Below are 16,556 nucleotides of genomic sequence, written 5' to 3'. Positions count from 1 at the left end.
GCGTGGAACAGGCTCAGGCCAGCCTCCGCCTGGCCACTTCGACCAGCCGGTCGCCGATGGCCCGTTCGATCGTCGTGACGCACGCCCGGCCCTCGGTCTCGACCGTGGCGATGACGTTGCCGAAATGCGGGCCGGACACCTTGGACCAGGTCAGCGGGTCGGGTGCGACGCCGCCCCGGCGGGCCCAGCGCCGCGCGATCGACGCCACCGGCGACGACCACGTGGCGGCGAAGGCCAGCCGGAGCGGGCGCGGCATGGCGTTGTGGATCGGGGAGCAGGTGAGCTGGAAGACGGTCGAGGTCACCGGCTCGGGATAGCGCGCCTCGGCGATGTAGGCGTGATGGACGTCGCCGGAGAGCACCGCGATGGTGGCGGGCGGTTCGTCCCGGCGTCCCTCACGCGCGATCATGGCGGCGAGCCGGTCGAACGACGCCCGGAAAGACGCCCAGTGCTCGAGGTCGGCGGCCTGGCGGATCCGCTCCGCGAGCCATCCGCGCCACCCGGGACGGTCGCAGGCACGCTCGTTCAGAGCCTGCAGATGGGAGACGACCGGAGGCAGCAGCCACGGCAGCGAGGAGCCGATCAGCAGGTGGTCGCACGGCGCGGCGGCGTTGTTCTCGATCCAGTCGAATTCGTCGTCGTCGACCATGCACCGGGCACCGCCCGTCAGGATCCGCCCCGCCCGGCTGTCGATGACCAGCAGCCGTACTCCACCGAAGTCGCGGCGATAGCTCCAGCGCGCGCCTTTGGTGCCGTCGCGGTCGTCGTCTGCCTCGTCGGCGAACGCGGTGAGCAGGCCGGCGTTGTCCCCTCCCGAGGTGAGGGCCTTCTGGAAGGTCGCGTCCTCGGCGAGTTCGGCGGGGCCGAGGTTCCCGAGATGCTGGTAGACCCAGTACGACATGATCGCCCCGCGCAGGCGCTCCTGCCACCACGGCTGGGCGCGCATCCGCTCCCGCCAAGGGTGCGAGGTGTTCCAGTCGTCGCGGACGTCGTGGTCGTCGAAGATCATCGACGTCGGCACGGTGGACAGCAGCCACCGGATCGACGGCTCACCCCAGGCTTCGAGGTAGAGGTGGGTGTACTCCTCGAAATCCTTCACCTCGGTCCCGGGCGGCTTCGAGATGTCACGACGCCGGGAGAGCCATTCCTGCGTCTCGTCGGTGGTCTCGTCGGCGTAGACCTGATCGCCCAGCATCAGCAACGCCTGCGGCCACTCGGATTCCTCGCCCACCGCCATCCGGCGGGCATACGCGACCAGTGCGTCCGGGCCGAAGGAGGCAGCGTCGTGCGGTTTGCGGCACGAGCCGAACACGAGCCGGACCCGCGACTCTTCCTCGGGCAAGGTCCTGATCCGGCTCGGCGGGAACCCGGAATCAGGCAGAGGCCAGGCCTTTTCGCCGTCGACGCGCACTTCGTATTCGGTGCTGGTGCCGGGTTCGAGACCGGTCAGCACGAGCAGGGCATAGTGGTGGCCCTTGATCTCGAACGTCCTCGCGGTCGTGCCGAGTACTTCGACCTCACTGGCCGTGCCGGTCTCGACCCACACCGTCGCCGACGTCTCGTCGACATGCCGCAGCAACGGCCCCAGGCGCAGACTCATTCCCGAAACGGTGCCACAACGAAGCCAAGATCGTGCGCTGAGCGGAGCCTCAGCCGAGCCGCGAGAAGATTTCGCGGATCTCGGCCAGCGACTTCTCCCGTTCGGCGTCGTCCTCGTACCAGCCGTCGGCGGCCCGGTCCTCGACGATCGCCTCGGGGGTGAATTCCTCGCCGAACCGGTAGTCACCGAGGCAGTAGGTGAACCCCGACTCGCTCAGCGGGTCCAGCCCCTCCCGGCGGCAGTGGGCGAGGAAACCTTCGGCCTGGGCCCACCTCGTTCCGTCGAACCAGAACACGCCACCGGCGTAGAGGATCGTCGCCCCCGTCTCCGCATCGACGATGTTCAGGGATTCGTAGTTCTCCGGCCGGTTCCGCACCAGCGCGACGAGGTCTTCGGGGACACCGCCGTAGAGCGCCTCCTGCACCGAGTAGGTGCCTTCGGCGTACAGGTTCAACGCCGATTCGTGGTCGAAGGTCAGCAGCAGCGCGCGCCCGTCCGGAGTGAAATACCAGACGGCCGACTGGCCGCCGCCGTCGTTCCAGGCGTAGCGCACCGCGCCGTCCACCTCGATCGGCTCGATCTCGGTGACCGCGTCGATCACCGCGGCACGCCGCCGCACCTCGTCGAGGGATGTCGCACCGAGGGCCGCCCAGATCTCTTCGCTCACCCGCGCAGACTACCGGTGCGCACGTGGCCGATCCGAATGCGCTGCGGGTGGTCGCCGACTGGCACGGACTTGACCTTCGCGCCGGTCGCGAAGTCGATCGCGGTCACCTGATCCGAGCCGCTTTCCGAGATGACGCAATGCTTTCCGTCGCCGCTCACGGTCGCCCAGTAGGGCTTCGCGGCGGTCACGAGCTGTCCTTCTCGCAGGCTCGCACGGTCCACAATGGTCGCGTAGTCGTCCATCGTCCCGGCGACGCAGAGCTTGTCGCCCGCGGGACTCATCGAGAGCCCGTGGTGGCGCGAATCGTTGACCCAGGTCGTGCGGTCCTCACTGGTGTTCGGGTTCTTCGGCAGCGTCTTCGACCGCGTGATCCGGTCGGTGGCGACGTCGTATTCGAGGAGCCCGTTGAAGAACGACACCTGGAAGTACAGCTTCGACTCGTCGGGGGTGAACGCCACCGGCCGGACCGCGTCGGAGAGGTCCTTGCGCCCGAAGGCGTCCAGGCGTTCGCGCATGTCGATCACCTTGACCTGCTGAAAGGTGTTGGCGTCGACCACGGTGAGCTTCCGGTCGCCCTTGGTGAAGTCCTGCCACGGCGCGTCGAGCGCGGTGTTCACCTCGCCGATCGAGCTGTTCCAGAGGTAGCGGCCGCCGTCGGTGTAGGTGTTCTCGTGCGGTTTGTCGCCGGTCTTGAACGAACCGAGCTGCCGCCCGGTCTCGATGTCGAGCACGTGAACGGTGTTCGACGTCGAAGCGGAGACCGCGATGCTGCGGCCGTCCGGCGACACCGCCATGTGGTCGGACCGGAAACCCGACACCGGGAACCGCCAGTTGACCCTGCCGGTGGCGAGGTCGATCGACACGACGTCGGCGAAGCTCGGGCGGGACGCGACGACCGCGCGGCCGTCCGGGGTCGTGTAGAGGTCGTCGACGAGCTGGTCGTGTCCCTCGCCGACGCCGTTGCGGATGCCGAGGAAGAACGCGAGTTTGATCGGGTTCAGGTAGATCTCGGTGAGCCGTTCGTCCTTGTCCGGCACCATGTTCACGCGCGCGATCTTGGCGTAGTCCCCGGAGGGCGCGATGACGTCCGCGGTCCCCTCCCAGTTGTTGCCCACGAACAGGACCTGTCGCAGTTCGTCCGCCGCGGCGGCGGGCGCCGAGCCCACTGCCGCGGCGAGGCAGGTCACGAGGACGGTGTTCAGCAACCGGCGTTTCCGCATCGGGCGCACCTTTCGGCGAGGGCCTGTTACCTTTCGGTAGCTCACAGGAAACCAACCGGCCGGACACCCTCGGTAGGGGACGGTCGCCAAGGACCGCCGGCTTCGTTGTGCACCGGGCACAATCCGCGCGGGAAGGCGGTGGCGATGGCGCACCGGTCGCTCCACGACGTGCTGCGGGAGATGGCGGCCGACGCCGGCGTCGTCGACGAAGTGGTCCGGGCCGCCCGCACGGAGTCGCCCGAAGTGGCACGATTGCCGGTGGACGAGAACCGGCGGCATGTCGCGATCGTGCTCGCCGCCGGGCTCGCCTCGTTCGACCGGCCGGGCGGAGCCGGGGAGCAGGACTACGCCGCGGCCGCCGTGCTCGGCGCGGACAGGGCCGCGCAGGGCGTGCCGCTCGCCGCGCTGCTGCGCGGGGTGCAGGCGGGCCGCAGCCGCGCGGTGGAGATCGCCGTCGAACGCGGCAAGGCGGCCGGGGTGCCGGACGACGTCATGCTGGCGGCGCTGGTCGATTTCGACCGGAACACCCGCGCGCTCGAACGCCAGGTCATCGCCGGATATCACGAAGCCGAACTCGAACTCTCCCGCACGGTGCACGACAGCCGCGCCCGGTTGCTGCGGCGGCTGCTGGGCGGCGACACGACGGCGCCTTCGGCCGAGGAGGTCGCGAACGCCGGGCTGAACCCGGGCGGGCGCCACCACTGCCTGCTCTCCGACGTCGGCGATCCGTACCAGGCACGCGTCGTCGAGCGACGGCTCGGCGCGACGGGTGGCGTCTTCGGCCTGGTCGAAGGGCGGCTGGCCGGGCTGGCGCCGCGGCTCCCCACCCCGTCGGCGCTCGGGGACGACGTGCTCATGGTGGCCTCCCCCGCCGTCCCGCTCGCCGAGGTCCGCGGCACGTACGCCCTGTGCGTGATGGCCCTGCCGACAGCCGCGCGATCCCGCGGCCTGCACGCGGTGGCGGATCTGGCCGTGGAGACCGCGCTCGCCGCCCAGCCGGGGCTCGCCGCGCTGCTCGAAGGCACCCTGCTGAACGCGCTGACGCCAGGCGACCCCTTCCATGAGCAACTCGTCTCGACCGCGCTGGCCTACCTCGACCACGGGCGGCGGCTCGACCAGACGGCCGCCGCGCTGCACGTCCACGCGAACACCGTCCGATATCGGCTTTCCCGGCTGGGCGAGATCACCGGAACGTCGCTCGACCCGCCGGAGGAAGACGGCGGAGCGCATGTGAGGCACACCGTCAGCTGGTGGTGGGCGCTGCGCACGTGGCGATCGGGCTGAACCGCCGGAGCCCCTCGTCCGTGTAACCCGATGAAGGCAGTCCACCCCGGAAGGAACCCGCCTTGTCGGTTTTCCCGCGTCCCGCACTGGCCGGCCTGCCCGGCGACCGGACGACAGCCCGCGAGATCGCGTCCAGCGCGGCGACGACCGCGTCCACGGTGCTCGTGCTGTTCGCCCTGCTCGCGCCGGACGACCTCGACGGGCTGACGCCGGAGGCGTTCGTGCGGCTGCCGGTGGAGGCGCTGCTTGGGGTGGCGGTCGTACTCATGCTGCGCGACGGCGCGCGACGCGTCGTCGCGGTGTCGGCCGGCGCGCTCCTCGGGTTCCTGACCGTGCTCAAGGCCATCGACATCGGTTTCGGGCTCGCGCTGAACCGGCGGTTCAACCCGGTGTTCGACTGGGGTGTGCTCGGCAACGGTGTCGACCTGCTCGGCACGTCGATCGGCCGGGCGGGCGCGCTCGCGTCGTTCGCCGGGCTGACGCTGCTGGCCGTGGTCGTGATCGTGCTGATGGCGCTCGCCGTCCTGCGGTTGAGCCGGGTGGTGGCCGGACGGCGCACCGCGTCGACCCGGGTGACGGCCGTGCTCAGCGTGCTCTGGATGGTCTGCGCGGTCACCGGCGCGCAACTCGCTCCGGGACAGCCGTTCGCGTCACGCAGCGCGGTCGCCTTCGCCTACGACGACCTCCGCCAGGTGCGAGCCGGTATCCGGGACAGAGAGGCCTTCGCCGAGGAGATCGCCGCCGACGCTTTCCGTGACACTCCGGCTTCCGGGCTCCTGAACGCGTTGCGGGGCAAGGACGTGCTGTTCACCTTCGTCGAGAGCTACGGGCGAGTGGCCGTCCAGGACTCGGACATCGCGCCGAAGGTCGACGCGGTTCTCGACGCCGGGACGGCGCGGCTGAAGAACGCCGGATACGGCTCGCGCAGCGCGTTCCTGACCTCGCCGACGACGAGCGCGGGGAGCTGGCTGGCGCACTCGACGTTCCAATCCGGGGTCTGGGTCGACAGCCAGCACCGTTACGACGACTTCGTGAAGACCGACCGGTTCACCCTCGGCGGCGCGTTCAAACGGGCGGGCTGGGAGACGGTCGGCGTCGTCCCGGCGCATACCGAGGACTGGCCCGAAGGCAAGGTCTACGGCTACGACCGCTACTACGACTCACGCGGCATCGGCTATCGCGGCCCGCCGTTCTCCTACGCCACGATGCCGGACCAGTTCACGCTTTCGGCTTTCCAGCGCGCCGAACGCGCGAAGGTGGACCGTCCGCCGCTGATGGCGGAGATCGACCTCGTCACCAGTCACTGGCCGTGGACGCCGCTCCCCCGTATGGTCGACTGGGCCGCCGTCGGGGACGGGTCGATCTACAAACCCATGCCCTCGCAAGGGAAAACGCCCGAAGAGGTGTTCACCGACCCCGCCAAGGTGCGCGGCGCGTACGGCGACTCGATCGCCTATTCGCTGAACTCGCTCATCTCGTACGTGGAGACGTACGGGGACGACGATCTCGTGCTCGTGTTCCTGGGCGATCACCAGCCGAACCCGATCGTCGCCGGCCCGGGCGCGGATCACGACGTCCCGATCACGGTCGTCACGCGGGACAAGGCGGTACTCGGCAAGATCGCCGGCTGGAACTGGCAGGACGGCCTGAACCCGGACCGGAACGCGCCGGTGTGGAAGATGGACGCGTTCCGGGACCGGTTCCTGACCACCTTCGCTCGCTGAAACCCCGCATTCAGAGGACTAAATGCGGGTGGCGTCGCGATACCGGTCGGCCAACTCGCGCAAGTAGTCGACTAATTGCGGGGGTTCGGTGACGCGGAAAGGACAGTTGAGCAGTCCTAAGTGGACAGCCATTGTCTCGATGCTGTCCGCGCCGGTGCGCAGGACGCACGTGTTCGCGTCGACGGCCTCCACGGTCCCGACGGCCGGGTTGATCCGCGCGGTCACCTCCTCCGCGGACGCGTGCACGGTGACCTCGGCCCGGTAGCGCCATGCGGCGGACGAGACGCCGCGCCGCACCCGGTCCGTGACGTCCTCGGGCAGTTCGCGCGCGGTGAACCGCGGACCGGTGGGGACGCGCGGCGTCAGCCTGTCGACGCGGAACGTGCGCCAGTCGCCGCGGTCGAGGTCCCAGGCGACGAGGTACCAGCGGCGCCCCCAGTTCACCAGGCGATACGGCTCGACCTTGCGGACGCTTTCCGAACCGTCGTGGGTCAGGTAACCGAACCGCAGCACCTCACGATCGCGGCAGCACGCCGTCAGCACGGTGAGCGTCTCGGCGGCGACACGCGGGCCGGGCTCGTCCCTCGGCACCGGGACCGTGTACGCCTGCAAGGCGTTCACCCGGCGGCGCAACCGGGACGGGAGTACCCGCTCCAGCTTGGCGAGCGCGCGCAACGACGTCTCCTCGACACCCGCGATGGTGCCGCCCGCCGCGGTGCGCAGGCCGATCGCGACGGCGACGGCCTCCTCGTCGTCCAGCAGCAACGGTGGCAGATCAGCGCCCGCGCCCAGGCGGTATCCGCCGACCGAACCGCGGGTCGCGTCCACCGGATAGCCGAGCGCGCGCAGCCGCTCGACGTCGTTGCGGATCGTCCGGGGGCTGACCTTGAGGCGTTCCGCCAGTTCAGTACCGGTCCAGTCACGGGGAGTCTGCAGGAGGGAGAGCAAACGGAGTAGTCGTGCCGAAGTTTCCAACATTTTTTCAGGATGCTCCTCCTTTAGGAACGGAACGTTCCTAATGAAACCCTACCTTGGTCTCATGAACGAAAACACCGAGATCAAGCCCTTCCGCGTCGAGATCCCGCAGGCCGAGCTGGACGACCTGGCCGACCGCCTGGCCCGCGTCCGCTGGGCGAACGAACTGCCCGCCGACCAGGTGACCGACGGGGTGCAGCGCGGACCGGTCACGCCGGGCTGGGAGTACGGCGTGCCCCTGGAATACGTGCAGCGGCTCGTGTCGTACTGGCGCGAGGGCTACGACTGGCGCAAGTGGGAGGCGAAGCTCAACGAGTACCCGCAGTTCACCACGGAGATCGACGGGCAGAACATCCACTTCCTGCACGTCCGCTCGCCGGAGCCGGACGCGAAGCCGCTGATCCTCACCCACGGCTGGCCGAACTCGGTCTTCGAATACCTCGACCTGATCGACCAGCTGACCGACCCGCGTTCCCACGGGGGCGATGCGGCCGAAGCGTTCCATGTGGTCATCCCGTCGCTGCCCGGGTTCGGCTTCTCCGGCCCGACACGCGAGAAGGGCTGGAACCGGTACCGCACCGCTCAGGCTTGGGCCGAGCTGATGCGCCGCCTGGGTTACGAGCGCTACGGCACGCACGGGAACGACGCCGGTTCGTTCGTCGCCCCCGAGGTCGGCCGCGTCGACAAGGACCACGTGATCGGCGTGCACGTCACGCAGCTGTTCTCCTTCCCCAGCGGCGACCCGGCGGAGTTCGAGGGCATGACCGAGAAGGAACTGGAGTACATGCAGTTCCTCCAGACCTTCAACGACGACATGTCCGGCTACGCCAAACTCCAGGAGAGCGCGCCGCAGAACCTCGCGCACGCGCTGGCCGACTCGCCGACCGGGCAGCTGGCATGGAGCGCGCAGCTGCTCTCGGCCACGAGTGACGACCACGTGCTCACCAACGCCACGCTGTACTGGCTCACCAACACCGCTGCCTCGGCGGCGCGGTTCTATTACGAGGACAAGCACAGCGAGCACCCGGCCGAGCCGACGACCGCGCCGACCGGGCTGGCGAGTTTCGCCTACGACTTCCGGCCGCTGCGGCGCTTCGCCGAGCGGGACCACGCGAACATCGTTTCGTGGCAGGAATTCGACCGCGGCAGCCACTGGGCGACGCAGGACGCGCCGGATCTGCTGCTGGGCGACATTCGGCAGTTCTTCCGCAAGCTGGCGTGACCCTCGTGAGTGGCGAGGACGGTTCTAACCGTCCTCACCACTCACGAGGTCACTCGGCCATGCGGTGCAGCAGGAAGATCCCGTTCAGCAGCGGCCTGTCGAGCCGCTGCCGGTCGGTCGCCACATACTCGTCGAGGATGTCGAGGATGCGGTTGTCGAGTTCGGTGGCCTCTTCCGGCGAGAGGTGCAGCGCGAACCGCTCGACCACCCGCACCGAACCCGGCCCGGCCTCGCGGAGTTCGTCCTGGAAGGCCTCGATCGGCCCGAACCGGGTGTCTTCGTCCTCGCCGTTCAACGGCCCGTCCAGCCACCAGGACTTGCCGGCGCTGCGGTAGGGCTTCTCCAGCGCGCCGCTCGCCCCGGTGCGCACCGGGGCCTGCTCCAGCAGACCGGCCTCGGTGAGCTGCCGCACGTGGTAGAGCACGGTTCCGGGATCCTTGTCCAGCCTGACGGCGAGTTCCTTGTTGGTCAGTTCCCGCTCGCCGCAGAGCCGGAGGATGCGCAGCCGCAAGGGATGACCGAGCGCCTTGGCCTCACGCGCCGTCGCCTCGCGCCGCCGGTCCGCGACCCTCGCGGCGACCTGATCGTCCATGACACCGCAGCGTAGCCGACCGATGGAGAAGAGAAACATCGATGGAGTTTTCTCAATCGATGTGCGATCCTCCATCGGTGACCTCGCTCGGGACCCCCTACTGGCGGCTGTGGAGTTCGTCGGGGCTGTCGAACCTGGCCGACGGGATCGTCAAGATCGCGCTCGGACTGGTGGCCGTCCAGTTCACCCGGTCGCCGGCGCTCATCGCGGGGCTGGCGACCGTGTCGTCCTTGCCGTGGCTGGTGTTCGCCCTGCACGCCGGCGTGCTCGCCGACCGCGTCGACCGCCGCCGCGCGATGCTCGCCGCCAACGTGGTCCGCGCGAGCCTGCTCGCCGCGCTCGCGGCGGCGATCGCGCTGGGACACGGGTCGATCTGGCTGCTTTACGTCGTCGCGCTGGGTCTCGGGCTCGCCGAGACGGTCCACGACACGGCCGCGCAGGCGATCCTCCCCCAGGTCGTCGGCCGCGAACGGCTGACGCGGGCCAACAGCCGCCTCTACGCCGCCGAACTCACGGCGAACGAGTTCGCCGGCCCGCCGCTGGGCGGTTTCCTTGTCGCCGCAGGGGCTTTCGCCGCGTTCGCCGCACCATCGGCGCTCTGGATCGTCGCGATCGTCGCACTCTTCGTCGTCCCGGGCTCGTTCCGCGCCGAACGGACGCGGGACACGAGCGTGCACGAAGATCTCGTCGAAGGTCTGCGTTTCCTTTGGGAAAACCGGATTCTCCGGATCCTGGCGATCATGGTCGGCGGGTTCAACCTCGCCACGAGCGCGGTGATCACGCTCTTCGTGCTCCACGCGGTGGGACCGTCGTCGGCGATGGGACTGTCCGAACAGGCCTACGGTTTCCTGCTGGCCACCATCGCCCTCGGCAGTTTCACGGGGTCGTTCGCGGCCGAGCGGATCGAACTCGCGCTCGGCCGTTCCCGCGCCTTGGTACTCAGCCTGCTCACCGGCGCCGCGTTCGCGGGAATCCCGGCGGTGACCGCGAATCCGTACGTGATCGGCGCGGTCTTCTTCCTCGGCGGGGCCGGGGTCATGGTGTGGAACGTCGTCGTCGTTTCACTGCGGCAGCGGATCATCCCGGACCATCTGCTCGGGCGGGCCACCAGCGGCCACCGGCTCGTCGCGTGGGGCACCAAACCACTGGGCGCCGCGGCGGCCGGGCTGTTCGCGGAGACCTTCGGGCTGCGACCGGTGTTCGCGGGCGCGGCCGCCGTGATCCTGACGCTGGTGCTGCTCACCCCTCGTGAGTGGTGAGGACGGTTCTAACCGTCCTCACCACTCACGAGGCGGTCAGCCTGGCAGCACCGACTGCACGGCCTCCGGGGTCCGAGCGACGACGGTCGTGCCGTCGTCGGCGGTGATGATCGGCCGCTGGATCAGCTTCGGATGGGTGACCAGCGCCTCGATCCATCGATCGCGGTCGACGGGTGTGCGCCCCCACGTCTTCAGCTCGAGTTCCTTCGCGATCGGCTCGGCGGTGCGGGTGATGTCCCACGGCTCGAGGCCGAGCCGCTTGAGGACGGCCTTCAGTTCTTTCGCCGTCGGCGGCTCTTCGAGGTACTTCCGCACGGTGTACTCGGCTCCCGCCTCGTCCAGCATCGACACCGCGGACCGGCATTTGGAACACGCCGGGTTCACCCAGATCTCCATCCGGGGCCACCTCCCTTCGAAAAGCGCCCACTCGGTGAGCACTTTGCTTCCGATGATGGTCACAGACGTTACGACGGAAGGAACCCGGCCATGGACGAGACCACCTTCACCGCCGCCTCTCCCGCCGAGTGGCGCGCTTGGCTGGCCGAGCACGCCGGGACCGCGAAGGAGGTCTGGCTGGTCATCCGGCACAAGGACAGCGGCGTTCCCAGCGTCCGCATCGAAGAGGCGATGGAGCAGGCCCTGTGTTTCGGCTGGATCGACGGGCTGCACCGCAAGAACGACGCCACGAGCTCCCGGCTGCGGTTCACTCCGCGCAACCCCAGGAGTTCGTGGAGCCGGGTCAACCGCGAGCGGGCCACTCGCCTGATCGCCGAGGGACTGATGACCGAACGCGGGCAGGCGATGATCGATCTCGCCAAGGAGAAGGGCCGCTGGCAGGTCGTGCCGGACGGCGACGGCGTCCCCGAGGACCTGCGCGCCCGGCTCGACGCCGACGAGGCCGCCCGCACCCATTTCGAGAAGTTCCCGCCATCGTCGAAAAGGCTGATCCTGGAATGGATCCTGACGGCGAAGAAGCCGGAGACCCGGGAGCGGCGGATCGCCAGGACTGTCGAGCTCGCGGCCGTGAACCTCCGCGCCAACCACCCGGTCCGGTGACTCAGTTCCGTTCGCGGCGGGCCACGAGGAGGGCGATGTCGTCCTGCGCCGGCGTGGCGCCGACGAGCGCGGCCATCACCCGCGCGCACACCACCGAAGGCGGATCGGTGGTGACCACGCCGGCGAGCCGTTGCAAACCGACGTCGATCAGCTGGTCCCGGCGCTCCACGAGACCGTCGGTGTAGAAGGCGAGCACGCCGCCGGGCGGCAGTTCGATCTCGGTTCTTCGTCGCCGCGGTCCGGTGACACCGATGGGCGGGTCGACCGGGGCCTCGACGAACACCGAAGGGCTGTCGGGCGCGGCGAGCACCGGAGGCAGGTGCCCGGCCAGCGAGATCACCGACCGGTCCCGCGAAGCCGACACCGACCCGTAAACGACGGTGGCCAGCGCTCCCGGCTCGAAATGCTGGACCTTCCGGTCCAGTTTGGACAGCACTTCCGCCGGGTCGTCCGATTCGAGCGCGTAGGCGCGAAGGGCGCTCCGCAGCCGTCCCATGATCACCGCGGCGTTGAGGCCGTGCCCGGCGACATCACCCATCACGATGCCGAGACCGCCGTCCGGCAACGGGAACAGGTCGTACCAGTCACCGCCGACGCCGGGCTCGGTCCCCGGCACGTACCGGGCGGCGAACTTCATCCCGGGGACGGCGGGCAGCCGCGCGGGCACCAGGCTCCGCTGGAGCGCCGCCGCGGCCGCGCGATCGCTGGCGGCGACGTCGATCTGCACCTCCAGCGCGAGCCGCGCGGCCACCAGCCGCAGCAGCTCGACGTCGGTCTCGGAGAACTCCCGCGCCGTCACCGACCCGACGTGCAGGACGCCGACCAGCTCGTCTTCGGCCAGCATCGGCACCCCGAGCAGCCTGCGCAGCCCCCGTTCCCACAGGAGCGCGTTCACCACCGTGGTCTCGTCCACGCGATCGATGATGACCGGCCGCCGCTGCTCGGCCACCCGTCCCGCGAAACCGGCTCCCACCGGGATCCGGACGTCCTGGTAGACCTCCTCCTCGATCCCGGAGGCGGCGATGGCCTGCAGCTGCTGCACTGTGGGGTCGAGCCGGAGCACCGTGGCCGTGTCCACCCCGAGGACTTCGCGCACGCGCGCCAGGATCGTGGCCATCACCTTGTCCTGACCGAGTTTCCCCAAGGACGTGTCGGTGATGGCCTCGAGCACCTTGAGCCGCTCGTCGGCGGTCGGGGTCTCGGACATGCGCAGAGCCTATCCAGTCCGCCCGGCCCGCACCGCCCAGCCCGCCGCCAGTCCGTCGAGGTCCTCCGTCAGTACGGCACTCGACGGAATGGCGTCCCGCGGGACGCGGCAGGCGAGTGCCGTGCCGAGACCGGCCATCCGGATGACGGTGTCGATCAGCGCCTCGGGTTCCTCCGGCCAGCCGAACCCCGGCTGGGCGATCAGCAGGCTCACGCAGCCGTGCATCGCCGACCAGAGGCCCATCGCGAGCACTTCCGGTTCGCCGCGCAGGATGCCGGCCCGCACACAAGTGGTCGTCGCGTCGGCGAGATACCGGAAACAGGCGACCGCACCGGGAGACGAGCCGGCGGAGGGACGCATCAGGAGCACCCGGTACTGCACCGGATGGTCGAGCGCGAACCGCGCGTACACCCGCGCGCACCGGCTCAGCGCGCGCATCGGATCGGCGACCTCAACGGCGTGTTCGCGCATCCGGTGCGCGAGTTCGTCCCACACCCGCAGGCAGACCGCCTCCAGCAAGGCGTCGCGGCTCGGGAAATGCGCGTAGACCGACGGTGTGGAGACGCCGGTCCGGCGCGCCACGGCGCGCAGCGTCAGCGCCTCGTCGGTCCCCGCCTCGCCGAGCAGGGCTTCGGCGGCGCACAGGATCTCGCCCCGCAGCTTCTCCCCTTCACCCGGCCGCGCCTTCGTCCGCTTCGCGCCCATGCCGTGATGCTGCCAGCATTGACTTGACACCGTCAACTTGACGATGTCAGCTTGAGCCATGGCGCCTTTCCAGACCGCGACCGCCCTCGTCCGCCGGGGCGAGCACCCGGTGTTCGACACCGAACTCGATCCACAGTGGACGATCGGAACGAAGCTGCACGGCGGCTATCTGCTCGCCGTACTCGCCAGGGCCGCCGCCGAGATCTCCTCCCATCCGCATCTGACCGCGATCAGCGGCTCGTTCTCCGTGGCCCCGGAGCCCGGCCCGGCGGTCGTCGAGGTCGAGGTGCTGCGCGAAGGCCGCGGCCTCACCCAGTTGCGCACGCGGCTGAGCCAGCACGGCGAGCCCTGCACCGAAGCCCTGATCACGCAGGGCGTGCTGACCGACGGTGACGCATGGTGGTCCGGAGTGGACCCGGTCGAGATCCCGCCGGAGCAGAATTGCCTGCCCATACCGGCCGACGGCGGGGGCGGCTTCCGGATCGGCTTGATGGACGTCGTAGAGCAGCGGATCGACCCGGCCTCGGCGGGGTTCGCGGTGGGACAGCCGTCCCGGAAAGGCGTCATCTCGTCCTGGCTGCGGCTCGCCGACGGCACCGACTGGGATCCGGTGAGCCTGCTCGTGGCACTCGACCCGGTGCCGCCGATCTCCTACGACCTCGGCATCGCGGGCTGGGCGCCGACCGTCCAGTTCACCGCGTACCTGCGCGGGATCCCGGCGCCGGGCCCGGTGCGGGTGCGGATGCGCGCGGGCGAGATCGGCGGCGACCGGATGGACGAGGTCGCCGAACTCTGGGACGAGAAGAACAGGTTGATCGGGCAAGCGACGCAAATCGCCGCCGTACGCGTCCCCTGAACCACCCGAAAGCAGGACCATGACGCGGCGCCGGGAGTTAAGATCCGGCGTCGACGTCATTGTTCTGGGGGCAGGACCATGGAAGCGGAACCGCGCCGCGCGGACGGCTCCGGCGGAGCCGAGATCACCCGGCTCTGCCGGACCTTGGTGCCACTGGCTGCCGCCGGCAAGTACGCCGAGGCCGCGTCGACCTACCGATGGGTGACGAGGGCGTCCGCCGGGGATCCGCTCCGCTACGGCGATCACGCGCTGCGACTGGAGTTCTGCGCCCTCACCGGCAACGAGCACACCGGTGTCGATCTTCTGTCGCTTTTGGACGGTGTGGGCGACCACGCGGACGCCGTGGACAGGCTGGAGTTCTTCGCCTCGGCCGCGCTGCTCACCCGCCGGTTGACGGAAACCGGATACGGCGAGATCCCGTTCGTTCTCAACGGACCGTACGACGGTGTTCCCCTGAACAGGCTCCACCGGCGAATGCGGGCGGCGGCGTTCGTCGAAGCCGAAGAACTCGACGAACGCGATCACACCGGCTACTTCACCGCGTACGCCGAACGGAAGATGGCCGCGAACCCGGTCGCGGAATTCGTGCCGCTCCTGCCTGCCGCGCTCCCCCGTGCCCCGATCGTGCCCCCGCCGGGATTGTCCGCGGAGGAACTCGTCATCCGCGCGGAGATCCACAATCACCGATGCGAGCCGGAGGAGGCACGAGCCTGTCTCGCGGCGATCGAAACCGTCCCGGACGAAATCGCCCCTCGGCTGACCGAACTGCGCGCGATCTTCTTCCAGGGCGACGACACCGAGGAACGGCTACGCGACGCCGCGGCCGGATTCCGGGGTCAGAACGACGAAATCCGTTTCCTGCTCAACCAATGCTGGCTCGGCCTCTGGCTCGTCTTCGACGATCAGGCCGAGACCGGGGTCGCGCTGACGACGGTGGCCGCGGCGCGGTTGCGCGCCGGGACGGACGATCGCGCCGCCTGCTGGGGCGAATACTGGCTGGCGCACGTGCTTTCCGGACAGGGCCGGGCCTCCGAGGCGTACGAGGCCTTGCGACGGGGAGCGGGGCGGGCTCGCGAAGCGGGCGATCCCTTGCTCCACGGCACCCTTCTGTGCCTGGAAGCGTCGCTGCGCAACGGCGACGGCGAGGATCCGGTGACCACACTGGACCTCGCGCGGGCGGCGACGGACGCCTTCATCGTCGGAAACGTCGGAGAGAAGGCCGTCGAGGCCGTCGAACAGGTCCGGATCGCGTATGAACGCACAGGTGCGCTCGACGAACTGGACATCTTCGTCGAGCACCTGCTGTCGACGCTGCCCGTGGGCGGCCCGGAACGGTTGCGCGGACATCTCCGCCACCTCCGGGCGCTCTCGCTGATCGGCACCGGCCGGTTCTCCGAAGCCGTCGACGACGCCTACGCGTCCCTCGGTGTCGCCGCGTCGAAAGGCAAGGACACCGCGGAACATTGGTACGTCCTCGTCACCGCGCTGCACGGCGCCGGCCGCTACGACGACGTGCTCGACGTCGCGCCCCGCACCATCGCCCTGCTCACCGCGTCACCGGACTGGGCGCACCGCTGCCGGTGGATGTTCGCCGACAGCTACCGCGCCCTCGGCGAATCCTCACGCGCCTTCGACGAATACGCCGTCCTCGCCGAAATACTCCAGGACTCGGGCGACACCGGGCATTCCTACATCTCGGTGAGCATGGCCGCCGCCGAGCAACTCGACCTGCTCGGCTACGGCGCGAACGCCGCCGACTTCTACGCGCGGGCCGCCGACGCGGCCTCGGCGATCGGCGGCGGTTACGTGGCCGCCACCTGCCGCAACGCCGCCACGCTCTCCCGGCTGCGGTCCGGCGACCTCGACGCGGCGCTGACCGCGCTCGACGCCGCGGAAACCGCCGTGCACGCCGTGGAAACCGAAACCGCGCCCGTCAGGGAGCATCTCGCCGCCCAGCTCGACCACGTCGCCGCCCACGTGCTCAGCGCCGCGGGCCGGGTGCGGGAAGCCGCCCGCCGCGCGCTCCGTGCCGCCGAAACGTTCCACCGGATAGGCGAAGCCGAGTCCGCCCGGGACGTGGACCTGTTGCTCGAACAGATACTCCTCGGTGAGCAGTGACGTGCGACCTGACCCGCGTTCGGCTCACCGGGGTCGTGAGTGGCGATTCGGGTTAGAGCCCGAATCGCCAC

15 protein-coding genes are annotated in these 16,556 nt (G+C 69.7%); 7 read left to right on the top strand and 8 right to left on the bottom strand.

The genetic code is table 11. The annotated features are described in order from the left end of the window. Nucleotides 1-13: 13 nt before the first annotated feature. From AC0685_RS19650 to AC0685_RS19640, 3 genes are read right to left on the bottom strand one after another with little or no spacing between them, the layout of a single operon-like run. Nucleotides 14-1,600 carry an alkaline phosphatase D family protein gene (locus tag AC0685_RS19650; protein WP_478226837.1) on the bottom strand — a complete coding sequence of 529 codons (1,587 nt, stop codon included), beginning with the start codon at nt 1,598-1,600 and terminating at the stop codon, nt 14-16. A 49-nt stretch (nt 1,601-1,649) separates the two neighbouring features. Beyond that, nucleotides 1,650-2,267 (bottom strand): hypothetical protein, encoded by a 618-nt coding sequence (locus tag AC0685_RS19645; RefSeq protein ID WP_478226836.1) that lies wholly within the window; start codon nt 2,265-2,267, stop codon nt 1,650-1,652. Continuing rightward, a complete protein-coding gene (locus AC0685_RS19640) occupies nt 2,264-3,487 on the bottom strand; it encodes a YncE family protein (RefSeq protein ID WP_478226835.1) in 1,224 nt (407 codons plus the stop codon). The genes AC0685_RS19645 and AC0685_RS19640 overlap by 4 nt, the downstream gene beginning before the upstream one ends. 144 nt (nt 3,488-3,631) lie before the next feature. On the opposite strand from AC0685_RS19640, the gene AC0685_RS19635 reads away from it, so the two are divergent. Together AC0685_RS19635 and AC0685_RS19630 are read left to right on the top strand one after the other, a co-directional pair. Further along, on the top strand, nt 3,632-4,771 hold the full coding sequence (locus tag AC0685_RS19635; protein WP_478226834.1) for an RsbRD N-terminal domain-containing protein: 1,140 nt from the start codon (nt 3,632-3,634) through the stop codon (nt 4,769-4,771). Nucleotides 4,772-4,833: 62 nt separating this feature from the next. Then, complete coding sequence (locus AC0685_RS19630) at nt 4,834-6,495, top strand: LTA synthase family protein (RefSeq protein ID WP_478226833.1); 1,662 nt, start codon at nt 4,834-4,836, stop codon at nt 6,493-6,495. 18 nt (nt 6,496-6,513) lie between these two features. Here AC0685_RS19630 and AC0685_RS19625 read toward each other — a convergent pair whose 3' ends face one another. Further along, a complete protein-coding gene (locus tag AC0685_RS19625; protein WP_478226832.1) occupies nt 6,514-7,473 on the bottom strand; it encodes a helix-turn-helix transcriptional regulator in 960 nt (319 codons plus the stop codon). Between the two features lie 61 nt (nt 7,474-7,534). Between AC0685_RS19625 and AC0685_RS19620 the strand changes: the two genes are divergently transcribed. Next, nucleotides 7,535-8,692, top strand: a complete 1,158-nt coding sequence (locus tag AC0685_RS19620; protein WP_478226831.1) for an epoxide hydrolase family protein — start codon at nt 7,535-7,537, stop codon at nt 8,690-8,692. A 49-nt stretch (nt 8,693-8,741) separates the two neighbouring features. Here AC0685_RS19620 and AC0685_RS19615 read toward each other — a convergent pair whose 3' ends face one another. Further along, nucleotides 8,742-9,284 carry an ArsR/SmtB family transcription factor gene (locus AC0685_RS19615; RefSeq protein WP_478226830.1) on the bottom strand — a complete coding sequence of 181 codons (543 nt, stop codon included), beginning with the start codon at nt 9,282-9,284 and terminating at the stop codon, nt 8,742-8,744. A 77-nt stretch (nt 9,285-9,361) separates the two neighbouring features. On the opposite strand from AC0685_RS19615, the gene AC0685_RS19610 reads away from it, so the two are divergent. Next, nucleotides 9,362-10,543, top strand: coding sequence for an MFS transporter (locus AC0685_RS19610; RefSeq protein WP_478226829.1), 1,182 nt, complete (start codon nt 9,362-9,364; stop codon nt 10,541-10,543). Nucleotides 10,544-10,579: 36 nt separating this feature from the next. On the opposite strand, the gene AC0685_RS19605 is transcribed toward AC0685_RS19610, so the two are convergent. After that, nucleotides 10,580-10,939 carry an arsenate reductase family protein gene (locus tag AC0685_RS19605; protein ID WP_478226828.1) on the bottom strand — a complete coding sequence of 120 codons (360 nt, stop codon included), beginning with the start codon at nt 10,937-10,939 and terminating at the stop codon, nt 10,580-10,582. Nucleotides 10,940-11,029: 90 nt separating this feature from the next. Here AC0685_RS19605 and AC0685_RS19600 point away from each other — a divergent pair, with 90 nt between their 5' ends. After that, the gene (locus AC0685_RS19600; protein ID WP_478226827.1) at nt 11,030-11,599 is read left to right on the top strand and encodes a YdeI/OmpD-associated family protein; all 570 of its coding nucleotides are present in this window, start codon (nt 11,030-11,032) and stop codon (nt 11,597-11,599) included. A 1-nt stretch (nt 11,600) separates the two neighbouring features. Here AC0685_RS19600 and AC0685_RS19595 read toward each other — a convergent pair whose 3' ends face one another. Both AC0685_RS19595 and AC0685_RS19590 read right to left on the bottom strand, forming a co-directional pair. Next, the gene (locus AC0685_RS19595) at nt 11,601-12,806 is read right to left on the bottom strand and encodes a PP2C family protein-serine/threonine phosphatase (protein ID WP_478226826.1); all 1,206 of its coding nucleotides are present in this window, start codon (nt 12,804-12,806) and stop codon (nt 11,601-11,603) included. 9 nt (nt 12,807-12,815) lie between these two features. Continuing rightward, nucleotides 12,816-13,511, bottom strand: a complete 696-nt coding sequence (locus AC0685_RS19590) for a TetR/AcrR family transcriptional regulator (protein ID WP_478226825.1) — start codon at nt 13,509-13,511, stop codon at nt 12,816-12,818. Between the two features lie 58 nt (nt 13,512-13,569). Here AC0685_RS19590 and AC0685_RS19585 point away from each other — a divergent pair, with 58 nt between their 5' ends. Further along, nucleotides 13,570-14,367 (top strand): thioesterase family protein, encoded by a 798-nt coding sequence (locus AC0685_RS19585; protein ID WP_478226824.1) that lies wholly within the window; start codon nt 13,570-13,572, stop codon nt 14,365-14,367. Nucleotides 14,368-14,445: 78 nt separating this feature from the next. Then, on the top strand, nt 14,446-16,485 hold the full coding sequence (locus AC0685_RS19580; RefSeq protein WP_478226823.1) for a hypothetical protein: 2,040 nt from the start codon (nt 14,446-14,448) through the stop codon (nt 16,483-16,485). The last annotated feature ends 71 nt before the right edge of the window (nt 16,486-16,556 follow it).

The sequence above is a fragment of the Amycolatopsis sp. NPDC043889 genome, from assembly GCF_056435645.1.
The sequence above is the reverse complement of the archived record's forward strand: the minus strand, read 5'-3'. Positions and strand labels throughout refer to the sequence as shown.

Coding starts and splice junctions, on each gene's coding strand:
- AC0685_RS19650 (WP_478226837.1), bottom strand. CDS start 1,600: ATGAGTCTGCGCCTGGGGCCGTTGCTGCGGCATGTCGACGAGACGTCG.
- AC0685_RS19640 (WP_478226835.1), bottom strand. CDS start 3,487: ATGCGGAAACGCCGGTTGCTGAACACCGTCCTCGTGACCTGCCTCGCC.
- AC0685_RS19635 (WP_478226834.1), top strand. CDS start 3,632: ATGGCGCACCGGTCGCTCCACGACGTGCTGCGGGAGATGGCGGCCGAC.
- AC0685_RS19625 (WP_478226832.1), bottom strand. CDS start 7,473: ATGTTGGAAACTTCGGCACGACTACTCCGTTTGCTCTCCCTCCTGCAG.
- AC0685_RS19620 (WP_478226831.1), top strand. CDS start 7,535: ATGAACGAAAACACCGAGATCAAGCCCTTCCGCGTCGAGATCCCGCAG.
- AC0685_RS19615 (WP_478226830.1), bottom strand. CDS start 9,284: ATGGACGATCAGGTCGCCGCGAGGGTCGCGGACCGGCGGCGCGAGGCG.
- AC0685_RS19605 (WP_478226828.1), bottom strand. CDS start 10,939: ATGGAGATCTGGGTGAACCCGGCGTGTTCCAAATGCCGGTCCGCGGTG.
- AC0685_RS19600 (WP_478226827.1), top strand. CDS start 11,030: ATGGACGAGACCACCTTCACCGCCGCCTCTCCCGCCGAGTGGCGCGCT.
- AC0685_RS19595 (WP_478226826.1), bottom strand. CDS start 12,806: ATGTCCGAGACCCCGACCGCCGACGAGCGGCTCAAGGTGCTCGAGGCC.
- AC0685_RS19590 (WP_478226825.1), bottom strand. CDS start 13,511: ATGGGCGCGAAGCGGACGAAGGCGCGGCCGGGTGAAGGGGAGAAGCTG.
- AC0685_RS19585 (WP_478226824.1), top strand. CDS start 13,570: ATGGCGCCTTTCCAGACCGCGACCGCCCTCGTCCGCCGGGGCGAGCAC.
- AC0685_RS19580 (WP_478226823.1), top strand. CDS start 14,446: ATGGAAGCGGAACCGCGCCGCGCGGACGGCTCCGGCGGAGCCGAGATC.